Source organism: Paenibacillus tianmuensis (assembly GCF_900100345.1).
GTDB classification, from domain to species: domain Bacteria; phylum Bacillota; class Bacilli; order Paenibacillales; family NBRC-103111; genus Paenibacillus_G; species Paenibacillus_G tianmuensis.
In genome coordinates this window covers 59124-73476 of record NZ_FMTT01000027.1, presented here as the reverse complement: position 1 = coordinate 73476, position 14353 = coordinate 59124, and the positions used below count along the sequence as shown (strand labels likewise).

At 56.5% G+C, this 14353-nt stretch carries 13 protein-coding genes and 1 pseudogene; 8 read left to right on the top strand and 6 right to left on the bottom strand.

Going from position 1 to position 14353, the window contains the following annotated elements:
* The first annotated feature begins 159 nt into the window (after positions 1 to 159).
* The 4 genes from BLO51_RS17675 (at position 160) to BLO51_RS17660 (ending at position 2631) form a co-directional block, all read left to right on the top strand.
* Complete coding sequence (locus tag BLO51_RS17675) at positions 160 to 642, top strand: barstar family protein (RefSeq protein WP_245719719.1); 483 nt, start codon at positions 160 to 162, stop codon at positions 640 to 642.
* Positions 643 to 1094: 452 nt separating this feature from the next.
* Positions 1095 to 1634, top strand: coding sequence for a LacI family DNA-binding transcriptional regulator (locus tag BLO51_RS17670; protein WP_425415817.1), 540 nt, complete (start codon positions 1095 to 1097; stop codon positions 1632 to 1634).
* Between the two features lie 18 nt (positions 1635 to 1652).
* Positions 1653 to 2315, top strand: a complete 663-nt coding sequence (locus BLO51_RS17665; RefSeq protein WP_174551266.1) for a hypothetical protein — start codon at positions 1653 to 1655, stop codon at positions 2313 to 2315.
* Between the two features lie 142 nt (positions 2316 to 2457).
* Complete coding sequence (locus BLO51_RS17660; protein WP_174551265.1) at positions 2458 to 2631, top strand: hypothetical protein; 174 nt, start codon at positions 2458 to 2460, stop codon at positions 2629 to 2631.
* Between the two features lie 88 nt (positions 2632 to 2719).
* On the opposite strand, the gene BLO51_RS17655 is transcribed toward BLO51_RS17660, so the two are convergent.
* Positions 2720 to 3298 carry a hypothetical protein gene (locus BLO51_RS17655; RefSeq protein ID WP_090673990.1) on the bottom strand — a complete coding sequence of 193 codons (579 nt, stop codon included), beginning with the start codon at positions 3296 to 3298 and terminating at the stop codon, positions 2720 to 2722.
* 274 nt (positions 3299 to 3572) lie between these two features.
* Here BLO51_RS17655 and BLO51_RS17650 point away from each other — a divergent pair, with 274 nt between their 5' ends.
* A complete protein-coding gene (locus BLO51_RS17650) occupies positions 3573 to 5246 on the top strand; it encodes a glutamine--tRNA ligase/YqeY domain fusion protein (RefSeq protein WP_090673988.1) in 1674 nt (557 codons plus the stop codon).
* Positions 5247 to 5330: 84 nt separating this feature from the next.
* Here BLO51_RS17650 and BLO51_RS17645 read toward each other — a convergent pair whose 3' ends face one another.
* Together BLO51_RS17645 and BLO51_RS30425 are read right to left on the bottom strand one after the other, a co-directional pair.
* Positions 5331 to 5657, bottom strand: a complete 327-nt coding sequence (locus BLO51_RS17645; RefSeq protein WP_090673987.1) for a YnfA family protein — start codon at positions 5655 to 5657, stop codon at positions 5331 to 5333.
* A 144-nt stretch (positions 5658 to 5801) separates the two neighbouring features.
* The gene (locus tag BLO51_RS30425) at positions 5802 to 5930 is read right to left on the bottom strand and encodes a YjcZ family sporulation protein (protein ID WP_245719717.1); all 129 of its coding nucleotides are present in this window, start codon (positions 5928 to 5930) and stop codon (positions 5802 to 5804) included.
* Positions 5931 to 6222: 292 nt separating this feature from the next.
* Here BLO51_RS30425 and BLO51_RS17640 point away from each other — a divergent pair, with 292 nt between their 5' ends.
* The gene (locus BLO51_RS17640; RefSeq protein WP_167670246.1) at positions 6223 to 8547 is read left to right on the top strand and encodes a putative bifunctional diguanylate cyclase/phosphodiesterase; all 2325 of its coding nucleotides are present in this window, start codon (positions 6223 to 6225) and stop codon (positions 8545 to 8547) included.
* Position 8548: 1 nt separating this feature from the next.
* Here the strand turns inward: BLO51_RS17640 and BLO51_RS17635 are convergent, their stop codons facing one another.
* Positions 8549 to 9508 carry a DNA-3-methyladenine glycosylase family protein gene (locus tag BLO51_RS17635; protein WP_090673984.1) on the bottom strand — a complete coding sequence of 320 codons (960 nt, stop codon included), beginning with the start codon at positions 9506 to 9508 and terminating at the stop codon, positions 8549 to 8551.
* A gap of 158 nt (positions 9509 to 9666) precedes the next feature.
* On the opposite strand from BLO51_RS17635, the pseudogene BLO51_RS31230 reads away from it, so the two are divergent.
* Positions 9667 to 10286: pseudogene (locus tag BLO51_RS31230) on the top strand (bifunctional transcriptional activator/DNA repair enzyme AdaA).
* Between the two features lie 154 nt (positions 10287 to 10440).
* Here BLO51_RS31230 and BLO51_RS17625 read toward each other — a convergent pair.
* Entirely contained in the window at positions 10441 to 11730 is a 1290-nt protein-coding gene (locus tag BLO51_RS17625; RefSeq protein WP_090673982.1) for an MFS transporter, read from the bottom strand.
* A 137-nt stretch (positions 11731 to 11867) separates the two neighbouring features.
* Positions 11868 to 12962 carry a ribosome small subunit-dependent GTPase A gene (gene rsgA / locus BLO51_RS17620; protein ID WP_425415816.1) on the bottom strand — a complete coding sequence of 365 codons (1095 nt, stop codon included), beginning with the start codon at positions 12960 to 12962 and terminating at the stop codon, positions 11868 to 11870.
* A 194-nt stretch (positions 12963 to 13156) separates the two neighbouring features.
* Between rsgA and BLO51_RS17615 the strand changes: the two genes are divergently transcribed.
* Positions 13157 to 14293: a PdaC/SigV domain-containing protein gene (locus BLO51_RS17615; protein WP_090673978.1), complete on the top strand. Its 1137-nt coding sequence runs from the start codon at positions 13157 to 13159 to the stop codon at positions 14291 to 14293.
* The last annotated feature ends 60 nt before the right edge of the window (positions 14294 to 14353 follow it).

Here is a 14353-nt window from a genome sequence, read left to right as displayed (position 1 = left end):
TGTGTTAGGTTCTAATTCTAATGAATTCATTAGTTCAACTTATATAGAATGGCAAGAATTTATATTAATATGTTGAGTCAAGATGGGAAGGTAATAGGCTCATTTTTCTTTGTTCTAGATAAACCGTACTATTTTCATAAGAATCCAATTACACAGGGGATGTTTAATCTGGAATTATCCGGTGGATTCTTGACAGAACCCTCTTATGAAGCGATGGAAATTTGGAAAAAATGGATGGTCTCGAAACCAACAATAAAAAATACATGGTCAAGCCTATCACAGAGACGAAGATTAGGTTGGTTGGAAGTTGTTCGTATGCAACATCATGCCACCTACTGTAATATTCCTACTAATAATAACTATTTCTTGGATATGACGCATGTAAGAGATTCAGTATCCTTTTATTGTGCCTTGGGAGAAGCAATGAATGGGCCAGGTGGTTATTATGGTTTTTCTTTGGACAGTCTTGATGACTGCTTTTGTGGAGGTTTTGGAGCAAGGTCGCCATTTGTTCTTCACCTTTGTAATGGAAATTTTAACGAGCTAATGCATCGGGATAAAATAAAAGAATCCGAGAGAGAAAAATTACGAGAAATCCAAGATTTATTAATTTCAAGTCAAGTAACACTGGTTTATGATTAAACATTGGCGAAAAGATGGATGAACGGGTCTTCATGCGCGGTTTCCCCCTTTTGCGGCGATAAGCGCGTATTTTTCTCATGGTAGCTTACGCGCCGACAGCGTGTCAATTCGCGTACGAACCGGCCCTCTCCGGCTTCGGACGCCTGCCCGCAGGTCGCCGAAGGAAATAATGGAAAATTAGGGTTGACGCCATTATTGAAAACGTTTACTATAGGCGTGTAAAACTATAAACGATTATAATTTTAAAGCTTCGATGCCACCCGCAATTCCCCCTCGTTTCAACAACATCCGAGTTTAACAGGCAAAACTTCTTCTGATCCATATTGATAAAAATCAATTATTTGTTGCGCGGAACTGGACGCACAGCTTCACATCGGCCGGTAGGGGGCTCGCCTTACTTCGACAAAAAATATAAACGCTTATACTTTATTGAAAAAACAAATGCCACTACGGTGAATGTGGACAATTACACGGGCGGCTACGAGGCGACCAAGCATTTGATCGGCCTGGGACATACGCGCATCGCGCACGTGAGCGGACCGGAGCTGTTTCTCAGCGTCCGAGAGCGTCGACGCGGATTTGAAGCGGCCATGGCCGAAGCGGGACTGACGCCGCTGGCCGTGGCCGGAGCCGAATTCAACATCCGCAGCGGCTTCGACGTCGCCAAGGCATGGCTTCGCAGCGGGACCGTGCCGACGGCCGTCTTCGCCGGAGAAGACGGCCTTGCGCTCGGCGTCATGGATGCGTTCCGGGACGAAGGGTACCGCATCCCGCGCGACATTTCCATCGTCGGGTATGACGACCAAGTGTTCGCCGCCGATATTCATCCGCGTCTGACGACCGTCAGACAGCCGATGGAGCAGATGGGACAGCAGGCCGTCCGCCTGCTGCTCAGGCTGATCGACGGCTCCTTGAAACGGAATATGTCGGTCTGCTTGAAGCCGGAATTGATCGTGAGAGAATCCACGTCGCCCTATTCCCCCGCACCGTAGCTGGCTCCAAGGACGGGAGTGGAGTACATTGAGATACTACTTGGGGATGGATGCCGGAGGCAGCAAAACGGCGGCGGCGTTTCCCCTTCGGGCGAGACGTACCAATGCGGCGGCTTCGGTTATTCATACGGCGATTTCGGCGGCGGCGGGGACTTGACGACGGAAGCGTTCCGGGCAGTCATCCGGGCATGGGAAGGCCGTGAGGAAGAAACGCTGCTGACCGCGTTGGTCACGAAGGAGCTCGCTTACCCTTCGGTCGAATATATGTTCAACCATTTTCTGGATCATGCGCTGCCTGCCCCGCTTGGACTGACGCCGCTGCTGTTCGAAGCCACCGCCCAGAGAGACCGCGTGGCGGCCCGCATCCTCCGCGTGCAGGGAACGGAGCTCGGGCTGGCGGCCCGGGCGGTGATCCGGCGTCTGGGGATGCAGAGCGAGACATTCGATCTAGTGCTTGCGGGCAGTGTGCTGACACGAGGAGACGGGCAATTCATTCATCCGTATATCGTAGAACTGGTGCAGCCGGAGGCTCCGGGCTGCCGGCTTCAGGTACTGGGCGTGGAGCCGGTGGTCGGTGCGATCTTACTGGCCATGGAGAAAGACGGCCGGGCCGTCTCCGAGCCGGTACAGGAGCAAGTCCGACGCATATCCGATTTGAAGGGAGTGCTTGCAGGTGGCTGAAACCAAAGGACTGAAAGAAAGTCGTCGTGATCGGCGGTGGGTCGTCATACACGCCGGAGCTGATCGAAGGTTTTATTGTGCATCATGACCCGACCTTCAAGCGAGGCACGCCTTCTTAAGGTCGAAGCAGGTCAAATGCCGGGTGAAATCCGATACCGATGCAGCGTTGAGCGCGATTCAGACGGCGGCCGAAGCCGTCGATCTCCATCACCCTGAACGCTTGAAGCTCGATGTGCACGCCAAGGATTTACACAAAGCCGAAGCGCTGCTGCTGCAGTATGAGGAGAAGCAGCCGGAAGCTTCGGCTCTGCTCTAATCTGATATCCTCGCCAGCAATCCCCTGCGACCGGCGGCCTCGCGCCCGGACGCAGGGGATTTTCCGTCATGCGGACCTTTTGCCGTCATCAGGGCTCGCCGCCAAAGGTCAGGTTGTCGAAGCGGAACGGGCTGGCCGCGTATTTGAAGCTGAGCCGGAAGCCTGAGCTTTCGATGGAGACGGAACGCAGATGCGGGGTCTTGACCATACTGCGGACCAGCCGGTCAAGCAGCGCGCGGTTGCCGCTGCGGATCGCCCGGACGACGATGCAGGCGAACGGCCGGTTGGCGACGATTTCTTGATAGAACGGTAGAATCGCCTTGGCGATGGCGCGGTGAACCTTGGAGTTGAAATAAAATTGCGTCGTTCCCGGACGAATCGTGGTGGCGTTCGAATACAGCACGATCGGCTTCGGCGCGTTGAAATCGACGAAGTAGCCGATGCCGTTCGTGGACAAGGACGCATACCTTCGCTCGCTTAACCCGACTTGCCGAAGCAGCCGAATCAGCGTATCCAGATCCGCGCGGCGCACGCCCCGGGCCCACGCTGCGGCATAAGCGGGGTCCGAAGCAATCCGCCGGTAAAACGGAAGCATGGCGGCCAGTGTCTTCCGCAGCACCGGCACCGTTACGAGACGATTCGTTTCTTTTACACGGTTCGTTTTCACAAAGACTCTCCTTTCTAAAATTCCCCCTACTTTTCACCTTATGTTCGCTCGGTCGTAAGGTGCGGATTTTGGGATGTCTCTTTTCAAAAGAAAGAAGAGCTTTCCATTTTCATAGATACCGCCCAAGTTTTTGACGGAAATGGTGTAAAAGTCCGCTCAAGTAAGGGCTTTCTTCAAAGAATCGTACGGAAAACCATTTATAATTGCCCTCCATTTTGTGTATTATAGAGAGTAATAGATTTTGACAGCTAACTTGTGAGAAAGGTTGATCCCATTGGACACGACGAAACCGGCTTCTGCATCATCCTCCAATTACATCAAAAACATCATGATCGAAGATTTGAACACGGGTAAAGTGAACACCATCGTCACCCGCTTTCCGCCGGAGCCGAACGGCTACCTGCATATCGGGCACGCGAAATCGATCTGTCTGAACTTCGAGCTTGCCGACGAATTCGGCGGACGTACGCATCTGCGGTTTGACGATACGAACCCGGTGAAGGAAGACGAAGAATTCGTACGCTCGATCCAGGAAGACGTCAAGTGGCTTGGCTTCGAGTGGGAGCAGCTGTATTTTGCTTCGGACTTTTTCGATGAAATGTACGAGCGCGCCTTACGCTTAATCCGCAAGGGCAAAGCTTACGTATGCGATTTGACGGCGGAACAAATCCGCGAAACGCGGGGCACCTTGACCCAGCCCGGCCAAGAAAGTCCTTACCGCAACCGCAGCGTAGAGGAAAATCTCGACTTGTTCGAGCGGATGCACAAAGGCGAGTATGCCAACGGCGAGAAGGTGCTGCGCGCCAAGATCGACATGGCCTCCCCGAACATTAACCTGCGGGACCCGGTGCTGTACCGGATCGCCCATGCGCATCACCATAATACCGGCGACAAGTGGTGCATTTACCCGATGTACGATTATGCGCATCCGCTGGAAGACGCGATCGAAGGCGTCACGCATTCCGTCTGTACGTTGGAGTTCGCCGACCACCGTCCGCTGTACGATTGGGTTGTGCAGGAGTGCGAGATGGAGAACGTGCCGCGGCAGTATGAATTCAACCGGCTCAGCCTGACCAATACGGTGATGAGCAAGCGGAAGCTGAAGCTGCTCGTGGATGAGAAAGTCGTTGACGGCTGGGACGATCCGCGGATGCCCACGATCTCCGGTCTGCGCCGCAAGGGATATACCCCGGAAGCGATTCGCACGTTCTGCCGCGAAGTCGGCGTGGTGAAGACGAACAACAGCGTCGTCGACGAGAAGATGCTGGAGCATTTTATCCGCGAGGATCTCAAATTGAAGGTGCCGCGCACGATGGCCGTGCTGCAGCCGCTGAAGGTGGTCATCACGAATTACCCAGAAGGGCAAGTGGAGATGCTGGACGCGGAGAACAACCCCGAGAACGAAGCGATGGGCCATCGTCAAATTCCGTTCTCGCGGGAAATTTATATCGAGCGGGACGACTTTATGGAGGAGCCGGTCAAAGGCTACTTCCGCCTGTTCCCCGGCAATGAAGTGCGTCTGAAACACGCCTACTTTATCAAATGCGAGAACGTGATCAAGGACGCGGACGGCAACATCACGGAGCTGCACTGCACGTACGATCCCGAAACGAAGAGCGGCAGCGGATTTACCGGCCGCAAGGTGAAGGGGACGATTCATTGGGTAGAAGCGACGCAAGCCGTCCCGGCGGAATTCCGCCTGTACGAGCCGCTCATCCTCGACGAGCAAGCGGAAGAAGGCGATTCGTTCCTCGACAATATTAATCCGAAGTCGCTCGAAACGGTACAAGGCTTCGTCGAAAACAATATGCGGGGCGCGAAGCCTCAGGACAAGTTCCAGTTTTTCCGCCACGGCTACTTCAACGTCGATTCGAAGCACTGGGCGGAGGGCCGCCCGGTGTTTAACCGGATCGTGTCGCTGAAGAGCTCGTTCGACCCGAAAAAATAACTGCAAGCTCAAAGAAGCCTTATCGCCGGACGGTTAATCCACTGCGAAAGGCTTCTTTTTTTGCTTTCCTCCCAAGGCTCTGCGCTAAGACCGCGGAGCGTACAGCATGACGGCGACGCCGGCCAGACACAGGCTCATCCCGAGCCAGTCGTAGATATCGGGGGTTTTCTTGTCGATGCCCCAGCCCCATAGAACCGACAAGACGACGAAGACGCCGCCGTAAGCCGCATACACCCGCCCGAAGCTCGGAAAGCTTTGCAATGTTGGGATAACCCCGTACACGACAAGAATAAGCGCGCCGACGATGCCGTAGCCGATCGCCCTTCCTTCCCGGAGCCATAACCAGACAAGGTAGCCTCCGCCGATCTCAGCCAGCCCCGCGAGAATAAATAAGATGACGGCCTGCACCATGACAGCCTTCCTTTCCCCGCTCTTTCTCCGATACTTGTTCTTTTTCCATTCTAACTGCCGCATCCCCTCTATGTATACCGATTCCCCAATGCCAAACATAAAAAAAAGATCCCGTCAACGGGATCTTCAGGGAACTGCTCGCAATTAGAAGAACAAGGAACGGGAAACGATCACAAGCAGAATGAAGAGAACGAGAATGACTCCTATGCTAGTAAACCCCCCGCCAAAACCACCAACTCCGCCGCCGCAACCTCCAAAGCCACCAAAACCCATTGTTCGGTCCCTCCTTTCGTTTACATGTTACATCGTATGGTCCTGCCCTTCCTCACGTTTGGACTATGCGGCAAAATGTGTGCTTTTCTCAGTCCATTTTATTCGTACCGTCAAGTCAATCCACTTGGAGTTATCCCGTATAAATTGGAAAGAGTGCGATACGGACACCATATCGCAGCGCTATGGTGTGATCTAAATCATAGGCGGCCGGGCGCTGCTGGTTTACCCTTGGTACAATGGGGCCGCATCACCCCAGTTGCAGACCGAAATTATGACAAAGGTGGCAGATGCTATGAAATCCGCCAACCGGGGCAAGCTGCCCGTTTTGGACTCCTTGACGATGTTTTTTATCCTATCGAATTTCATTCTCATTTTTTTGACCGATCTGATCGTCGACAAGGTGTCAGACTTTCTCGACGCTTTGGGCTACGGAATGCCGGACGTGCCGCTGCTGCTGAGGTGGGGGCTGTTTCTTCTGAATTCGGTCGTGTTCTACTTCATTCTCCTCCGCTACAACGCCCGGCTGCTGCTGGAGGCGAACTGGCGAAGACGCTCGGAGAAGCATCTGCGACTGTATGCGCGGGTGTTCCAAGCGGCACAGGAGGGCATTATGATCACGGATGCCCAGAAACGGATCATGGATGTGAATCAGGCCTTCACCCGCATGACCGGGTACGAAGCTGGCAAGATCATCGAAGCAACGCCGCGCATCCTCCAATCGGACAAGCAGGACAAAGCATTCTACGACGACATGTGGGCCTCGATCCGTCAACAAGGAAGCTGGCAAGGCGAAATTTGGAACCGGCGGAAAGACGGCAGCGTGTTCCCCGAATGGCTCATCATTAATGCCGTCAAGGACGAGACGGGCAGGATAGCCAACTATGTAGGCATTTTCTCGGATATATCCGAGCGCAAAAAAGCCGAGCAAACGCTGCGCATGCATGCCAGCGTGTTCGAATCGTCCCACGAAGGGATTATGATTGCCAATATGGAAGGCACGATCTTGGCGGTCAATCCCGCATTCACTGCGGTGACCGGCTACACCGCCAAGAATGCGATCGGCAACAAGCCTAGCATGCTGCAATCGGGGCGTCAGGATCGGGCGTTTTACTTGAGGATGTGGGCCTCCATCCGGGAGACTGGCAGGTGGCAAGGCGAAATCTGGAACAAGCGCAAAACGGGCGAAGTTTACCCGGAATGGCTGACAATCAAAGCGGTCAAAGACGACAAGGGGAACATCCGCACCTATGTCGGCATTTTTTCGGACATTACGGAACGTTTTCAGGCGGAAGAGAGCCTCCGTTATTTAGCCCACTACGACATGCTGACAGGGCTGCCGAACCGCCGTCATTTCCAGAACAAGCTGAACGCGGCGCTGCTGGATGCGAAGCAAAGCGGCACGATGGTCGGACTGCTCTTCATCGACCTCGACCGGTTCAAAATCATTAACGATTCGCTCGGCCATGAATTCGGAGACCGGCTGCTTGTGCAAGCGGGAAACCGGCTGCGCCGCTGCTTCCAAGAGCCTCAGTTCGTATCTCGGCTCGGAGGCGACGAATTCACGGTGATTTTGCCCGGGCTGCTGGACCCGAAGGAGGCGACCGACGTCGCGGATACCGTGCTGAAGGAGCTGGCGCGGAAGTTCCATGTGGACCCACACGAATTGTACATCACCGGCAGCGTCGGCATCAGCTTGTATCCAAAAGACGGAAGCGACTTGGAAACGCTTGCGAAGCATGCCGACTCCGCCATGTACGCGGCCAAGGAACAGCGCAACAGCTACCGCTTGTTCGCTCCCCATTGGACCGAGACGCTGCCCCGCCAGCTGGTGCTGGAGAACGGACTGCGCGCCACAGCGCTGGACGGAGAGCTGGAGGTGTTCTACCAGCCGCAGATGGACTGCCGCTCGGGCCGCCTCGTCGGGCTGGAGGCGTTGACGCGCTGGAACCATCCGGTGCTGGGCCTGATTAGCCCGCAGGAGTTTATCCCGATGGCCGAAGAAATCGGCATAATTGCGGATATGGACGAATGGGTGCTGGAGAACGTATGCCGGCAGCACGTCCGGTGGGAGGAGGTATTGGGCTATCCGGTCAAGGTGGCCGTCAATTTATCGGCGCGGCAGCTGCACCGGCCTCATTTGCCCGAACGCATCCGGCAGCTCCTGCAGCGGCACAAGGTCGATCCTTCCCAATTGGAGATCGAAATAACGGAAAGCGCCGGTCTGACGAAGGCCGAGGCGACGATCCGGCTGCTGAAGGAGCTGCGCCGGATTGGCATCGGGACGGCCATCGACGATTTCGGTACCGGTCATTCCGCGCTCGCTTACCTGAAAAAATTCGATTTCAGCGTGCTCAAAATCGACAAGACGTTCATCCGTGGGCTGGACCATGATCCGGTCAACCGCGCTCTGGTCCAAGCGATCGTCGGCATGGCCCATGCGCTCGGACTCAAGACGGTCGCCGAAGGCGTGGAGACGGAGGCGGAGCTGGAGCGGTTGAAGCAGATCGGCTGCGATGCTGTGCAGGGCTATTTGTTCAGCCAGCCTTTACCCGCCAGCGAGATGGAAAAGTTTCTGGCCTCGATCCGGCACAGGGACAAGGACGCTGCGGAAGCCTAACTCAATACAGCACCCTCCACAAATAAAAGGTCGCATACGCTTCAAAGCCGCTCCACCCGGCCGCAAGCCGATGCAGCTCGGCCGGCTTCGGCTTGCTGTCCATGCCTAACAGATGCTTGACCGCGTTCTGCAGCCCGACATCTCCGGCGGGAAAAGCCGACGGCAGCCGGAGACAGCGCATCATGACGTAATGGGCCGTCCATGGCCCGATACCGCGTATGGCGGTCAGCTCGCGTTCGACCGCTTGTGCATCACCCAGGCGCAGCAGCCGCTCCTTGGTCAGTCGGCCGTCCGCCATGCGCGCCGCCGTTTCGAGCACATACTCGGCCTTTTTGGACGTGAGCTGCAGCGGCGTGAGGTCGGTCACCGACAGTCCGGCAATCGTTTCAGGCGTCGGAAACGTCCAGTACGTCCGGCCGTCCCAAGCCATGGAAGCGCCGTACGACTCGACGAACCGCCGCTTGAGCGTGTAGGCGAACGCCAGATTGATCTGCTGCCCGAGAATGGCCCAGCAGAGCGCCTCGAACAAATCCGGAATGCCGATACATCGGAGCCCGTAAAACCGGTCCGTTAACGGCCCTAGCAGCAGGTCGCTCTCGGCCAGCCGGTAGAACACGTCGAGATCCGTCCCCAGGTCGAACCATTCCCACACATAACGGGCCGCCGCCAGACGAGCCTGCGGCTTCTCCTGCGCCGCTTCGTCAAGAAACCGCAGACGCACGGTACGATCCTCCGGACCGCCGGAGATTTCGACGAGCACCCGCTCATTTTCAGCTTCGATCCATTTGTATACGCGGTTTTGGTTGACGTAAAACAGGCATTCGTTCTCTGATCTCGCCATATAGTCGAGAGCCGCGGAAAACCGGAAAGGCCCCCGCGGAACAAGCTCCTCTTCGTATCCGCCGTCCTTCCATCCTTCTTGAAATGCAAGCTCGGCCCCATGCTGTGCTTCGTTCATCATCCATTCTCTCCTTTGTCCAACCAACGTGCGCTATTTTTCTTCATGATCCCTTTTTATCATACTCCGGTCTTGTGCGCTTTTGAAATCTTGCGCTCTCACTCGTCCCCCCTTACATCGCAGGAACTGCCGGGGTATACTGAGCTCGTGAGGTGATCGCTATGACTGACCTGCATGAACGGCCGGCAGACCGCGAACGGGCGGAGCCGGCGTTAACCGACGATATCTGGAACGCCATTATCGCCAACGATGCCGCGCTTGATGGCCGATTGATTTACGCCGTGAAGACAACGGGGATCTTTTGCCGGCCCTCCTGCAAATCGAAGCCGCCGAAAAGGGAACACGTGCGGATATTCCGCGGCGCGGCCGACGCCGCCGCTCAAGGCTTCCGCCCCTGCAAGCGATGCCGTCCCGATGGCAAGGGGATGCCGGACGAAGAATGGATTCGGCACACCGCCAAATGGATCGAGGCGCACTATGCGGAGCCGCTAACCCTCGCCGTGCTGGCGGAAGCGCAGCATGCCAGCCCTTACCATCTGCACCGCACGTTCAAGCGGCTGACCGGGGTCACGCCTGCGGAATATATCGCGGCTACCCGCGTGGAGGCAGCCAAGCGGCGGCTGAAGGAGAGACGGTGACCGAAGTGGCGCTTCGCACGGGCTTTCCGAACGCCGCTTATTTCTCGACCGTTTTTCATAAACGAACCGGGCTCTCGCCGACCGCCTACCGGCAGGCGCAGGAAGCCCCGGGCACCTATCCGTCGAAGAAGAGAACAGAATGAGGGACGCTCATGTTAGATGCAGACGCCGTACATTTATTGGACCGCCTATCGGGACCGGGATTGGATACCGAGGAGCGCAGTCTGCGCAAAAAATTAAAGCAAAGAAGCCGGCACATGCCTAATCGCAAGGGCCGGCTTTTCCGTTCGTTTCGAATCACAATGAAGCTTCCGCACGTTCTTTCTTCGCCGATCTGGCTTCGCGAACGGCAAAGACGGCGACGAGCACAAACGATAGCACCCCGTACAGCAGCACCATGAGCTGCAGCCCGATCGAATCCAGCAGCAGCCCCGTACTCAGCAGAACGACCTGGAACATGACGCGGTCAAGCATGCTGCGGAACGAAAAGAATCGGCCATGGTACGCTTTCGGAATTTGCTTCTGGAACAAGGTCGACGACGCCGGGAAAAATCCGCCCGCCGCCAAGCCGAACAGCCCGAACGAAAGCAAAGCGAACAGCTTCGAATCGGCAAAAAACAGCAGGCACTGCGCCGCCGCCACGATCGCCGCAAACAGGAACAGGCGGTTCATCAAGCCGCCGCGATCGGCCATCCATTTGACCAGAAAGCCGGCCAGAATGAAGCTGACCCCTTCCACGGCATAGAGCAGCCCTTTCACCTGCGCATCGTGCTGCAGCTCGCTGATGTTGATGACCATCAGGTTGAAGCCGCCGATGAACAGCGTCGGCACCAGCGTCAGCCAGAGCACCGTCAGCACGGTCGGCTCCGAACGCAGCAGCGGCAGAAGCGCCTTGAAGCCGCTTTGCTCCGCCGGCGGCGCCTGCCCTGCCGGATCGCTGCCGCGCCGGCCGCTTTCGGCCTGCTCCGGCTCCCCGCCCGGTACAGCCGCCGCCCCTTCGTTAGCCTCTTTCGCCCGCCGCAAGCCGGGCTCGGGCACGTTCAGGAAAGCGGTAGACGCAAGCAGCACCGCATAAGCCACGAAGGAGGCGACATACAAGCCTTGCAGGCTCATCACTGTCAGCATCAATCCGGCCAAGGTCGTCCCCAGAATACGCGCGATCGTACCCGCGTTCATATGGACGCCGTTTAAGGCGAGCAGCTCCCGCTCCTGCACGATCAGCGGAATGACGGACTGCAGCGCCGGGAAATAAAACGCGGCCGATATTTGCAGTGTCACGGCGAACAGTACCATCCACCAGATGGAATCAAAATACAGCGCGACAAACATAAAGCTGACGCTGACAAGGCGTCCGGCGCCCGAGAGCAGCAGCACCTTTTTCTTCGAGGTCGTGTCGATGACCCGTCCGGCCAGCGGACCGAACAGCACGCCGGCGAGCAGCCCGACGAATAAAATAAGCGACTTCATGAAGTCCGAAGGCACTTTCTGCTGCATAAACTCCAAATTGGCAATAATCGACATCCACAAGCCAAGCCCGGCAATAAATTCCCCTGCCAGGACAATCCATACGTTCCGGTTCGTCCACATATACCGTTCTCCCCTATCTCGAAGCTGTCTCTGGATTGTATACCGAACCGGCCGAAATTGAAAGACTTGTCCGGCAAAACCAAGCGCAAAGCCCATTCTCTCCGGTTATGGAAGGGAATGGGCTTTGTACGGCATATTTAATCCAACGAATGCTTCGGATGCTTTTTCATCGATTGGTTGAGCTTTTTCCACCGGTCCTTCTCCGCCCGCTGCAAGCCCTTGTCTTCCTTACGGGCTTGGAACGCCAGCTCCTTCTGCAGCTTCACGTAGTTATAATACCGTCCCCGGTCGAGCGTGCCGTTCTCCAGCGCTTCCTTGACGGCGCAGCCGGGCTCCTCCTGATGCGTACAGTTGCCGAAACGGCAGCCCACGGCAAGCAAGTCCACGTCGCGGAAGGCGGTGTCCAAGCCGGATTCCGCCTCCCACAGCTGCAATTCCCGCATCCCCGGCGTATCGATCAGCAGCGAGCCTCCGGGCAGCAGCACAAGCTCGCGGTGGGTCGTCGTATGCCGACCACGACCGTCTCCCTCACGGATCTCTCCGGTGTCCAAGATGGCCTCGCCGTAGAGCAGATTGGCCAGCGTGGATTTCCCGGCTCCCGAGGACCCGAGGAGCGCCACCGTCCGCCCCGGCTTCAGATAGGCGGCCAGCGCATCCAAGCCTTCGCCGCGCGCGGAGCTGATCGCATGCACCGGCACGCCCGGCGCCACGGCCTCCACAGCGGCTATTTTGCCCGGTACGTCCTCGCATAGATCCGCCTTGCTGAGCAGCACGACGGGCGCTGCGCCGCTCTCGTAGGATAAGGTCAAGTAGCGTTCCAGCCGCCGCACATTAAAATCCGCATTCAGCGCGTGCACCAAAAACACGGTGTCGATATTGGCCGCGACGATCTGCTCCTCGACGGCCGTCCCGGCTGCTTTGCGCGAAAACTTGCTCTCCCTCGGGAGCACCGCGTGAACGATCGCGCGTCCGTCCTCCGCCCGCACCTGCAGCGCCACCCAATCGCCGACGGCGGGATAATCGGCCCGGCCGGCCGCTTGATGCCGGAGACGCCCCGACACTTCGGCCAGCAGCTCTCCGCCAGCCGTCACCGCGCGGTAAACGTGCTTATGCTCCAAAATAATGCGCCCGGGCTCATGCCCGGCCTCACGGTAAGGGGCGAACGCCTCCTCCCGCCGGTCGTTCCAGCCCCAATCATGCAGATGGCATACGGTCAATTGTTTTCCTCCCATTCTTCAAGCCGACAAAACTGCTGTATCATTTAGTGTAACGAACCGGAACGACCACATCAAAGTAAAAAAAGACTTCTAACCAACCTTTACCGAAATAACCGCACGGGAGTTTGTAACCTGATTGTAACTTTCTTGCAAGCCATTCGTCCTATAATCAAAGCATCAAGTCATTTATAACCCAGGAGGGACTTTGTATGAAAACACCGTTCAAATTACTGACCCTAAGCATCGCAGGAGCTTGCCTGCTAACCGCAGGCGTCTCTGGTTCCCGGGCAAGCGCCGAGCCTTCCTCTGCTAGCGTGCCCGTTCAAGCCGTCCCGATCTCCGCGCCCGTTCAGCAAGGCGCCGTCAAAGTATCGGCCAAGGCCGTACAAGAGAAGACCGACCAGTACTCCGCGGACCTGAGCATCCCGGTTATCGAAGGGCTCAAAGATAAAAAATACCAAGACCAGTTGAACGATATCCTGGAGCGTCATGCGATGAAAGACTTGGAGCTGATGAAGAAGCAAGCGGCAAATGACGCGGCCGATGCCAAAAAAGACGGCTACGAATTCAACCCGTACGAGGTCATCGTAAAATACGAAGTGAAAGCCGAAGGCGGCGCAACCGATGGGGGTATGTTTTCCATCACCGTGGAAACCTACGTGTATACGGGAGGAGCCCACGGTATTTCGCGAACCGATACATACAACGTACTGAATCAGGACGCCGCGAAGCGGATCGAGCTGAAGGACCTGTTCGGCGCGGATTACAAGCAGACGATCGACAAGCACATCAAGGACGAAATTGCCAAGCATCCTGACGATTATTTCAAAGACGGCTTCGAAGGCATCGTCGATACGCAGTCGTTCTATATTCATCAAGGCAGCGCCGTCATCGTCTTCGCGCCGTACGAGATCGCGCCGTACTCCACAGGCATGCCGGAGTTCGCCATCCCGCTGCCGAATCAAGCACAGACACCGGGCGCCGACGCGAGAAGCAAGCCGCATACGCTCGTTGTGAACGGCAAGAAGCTGTCCATCATCGATGGAACCGTCTACACGGATGCTAAAGGTACCGTGACCGTGCCTTTGCGCAGCGTCGCCGAATCTCTCGGCTACGAGCTGAAATGGAACGCCGAGCAGCAAGCCGTGGAGCTGCAGAAAGAGGCTCAGTGGTCGATCGTGCGGATGGGCAAGGATGAGTACGTCATGAACAAAATGGCTCCGGTCTCCCTGGGCACCGCCCCGGCGATCAACAGCGAAGGGAAAATGTACGTGCCGCTGGCCTTTTTCTCGGATATCCTGAAAGCGGACGTGAAGTCCGAAGCCGGGACGATCACGATCCGTTAGTCCCGTCTATCGACCAAGAAAGAGCGCTTAACGGCGCTCTTTTGCTTTGCTTAAAACGAA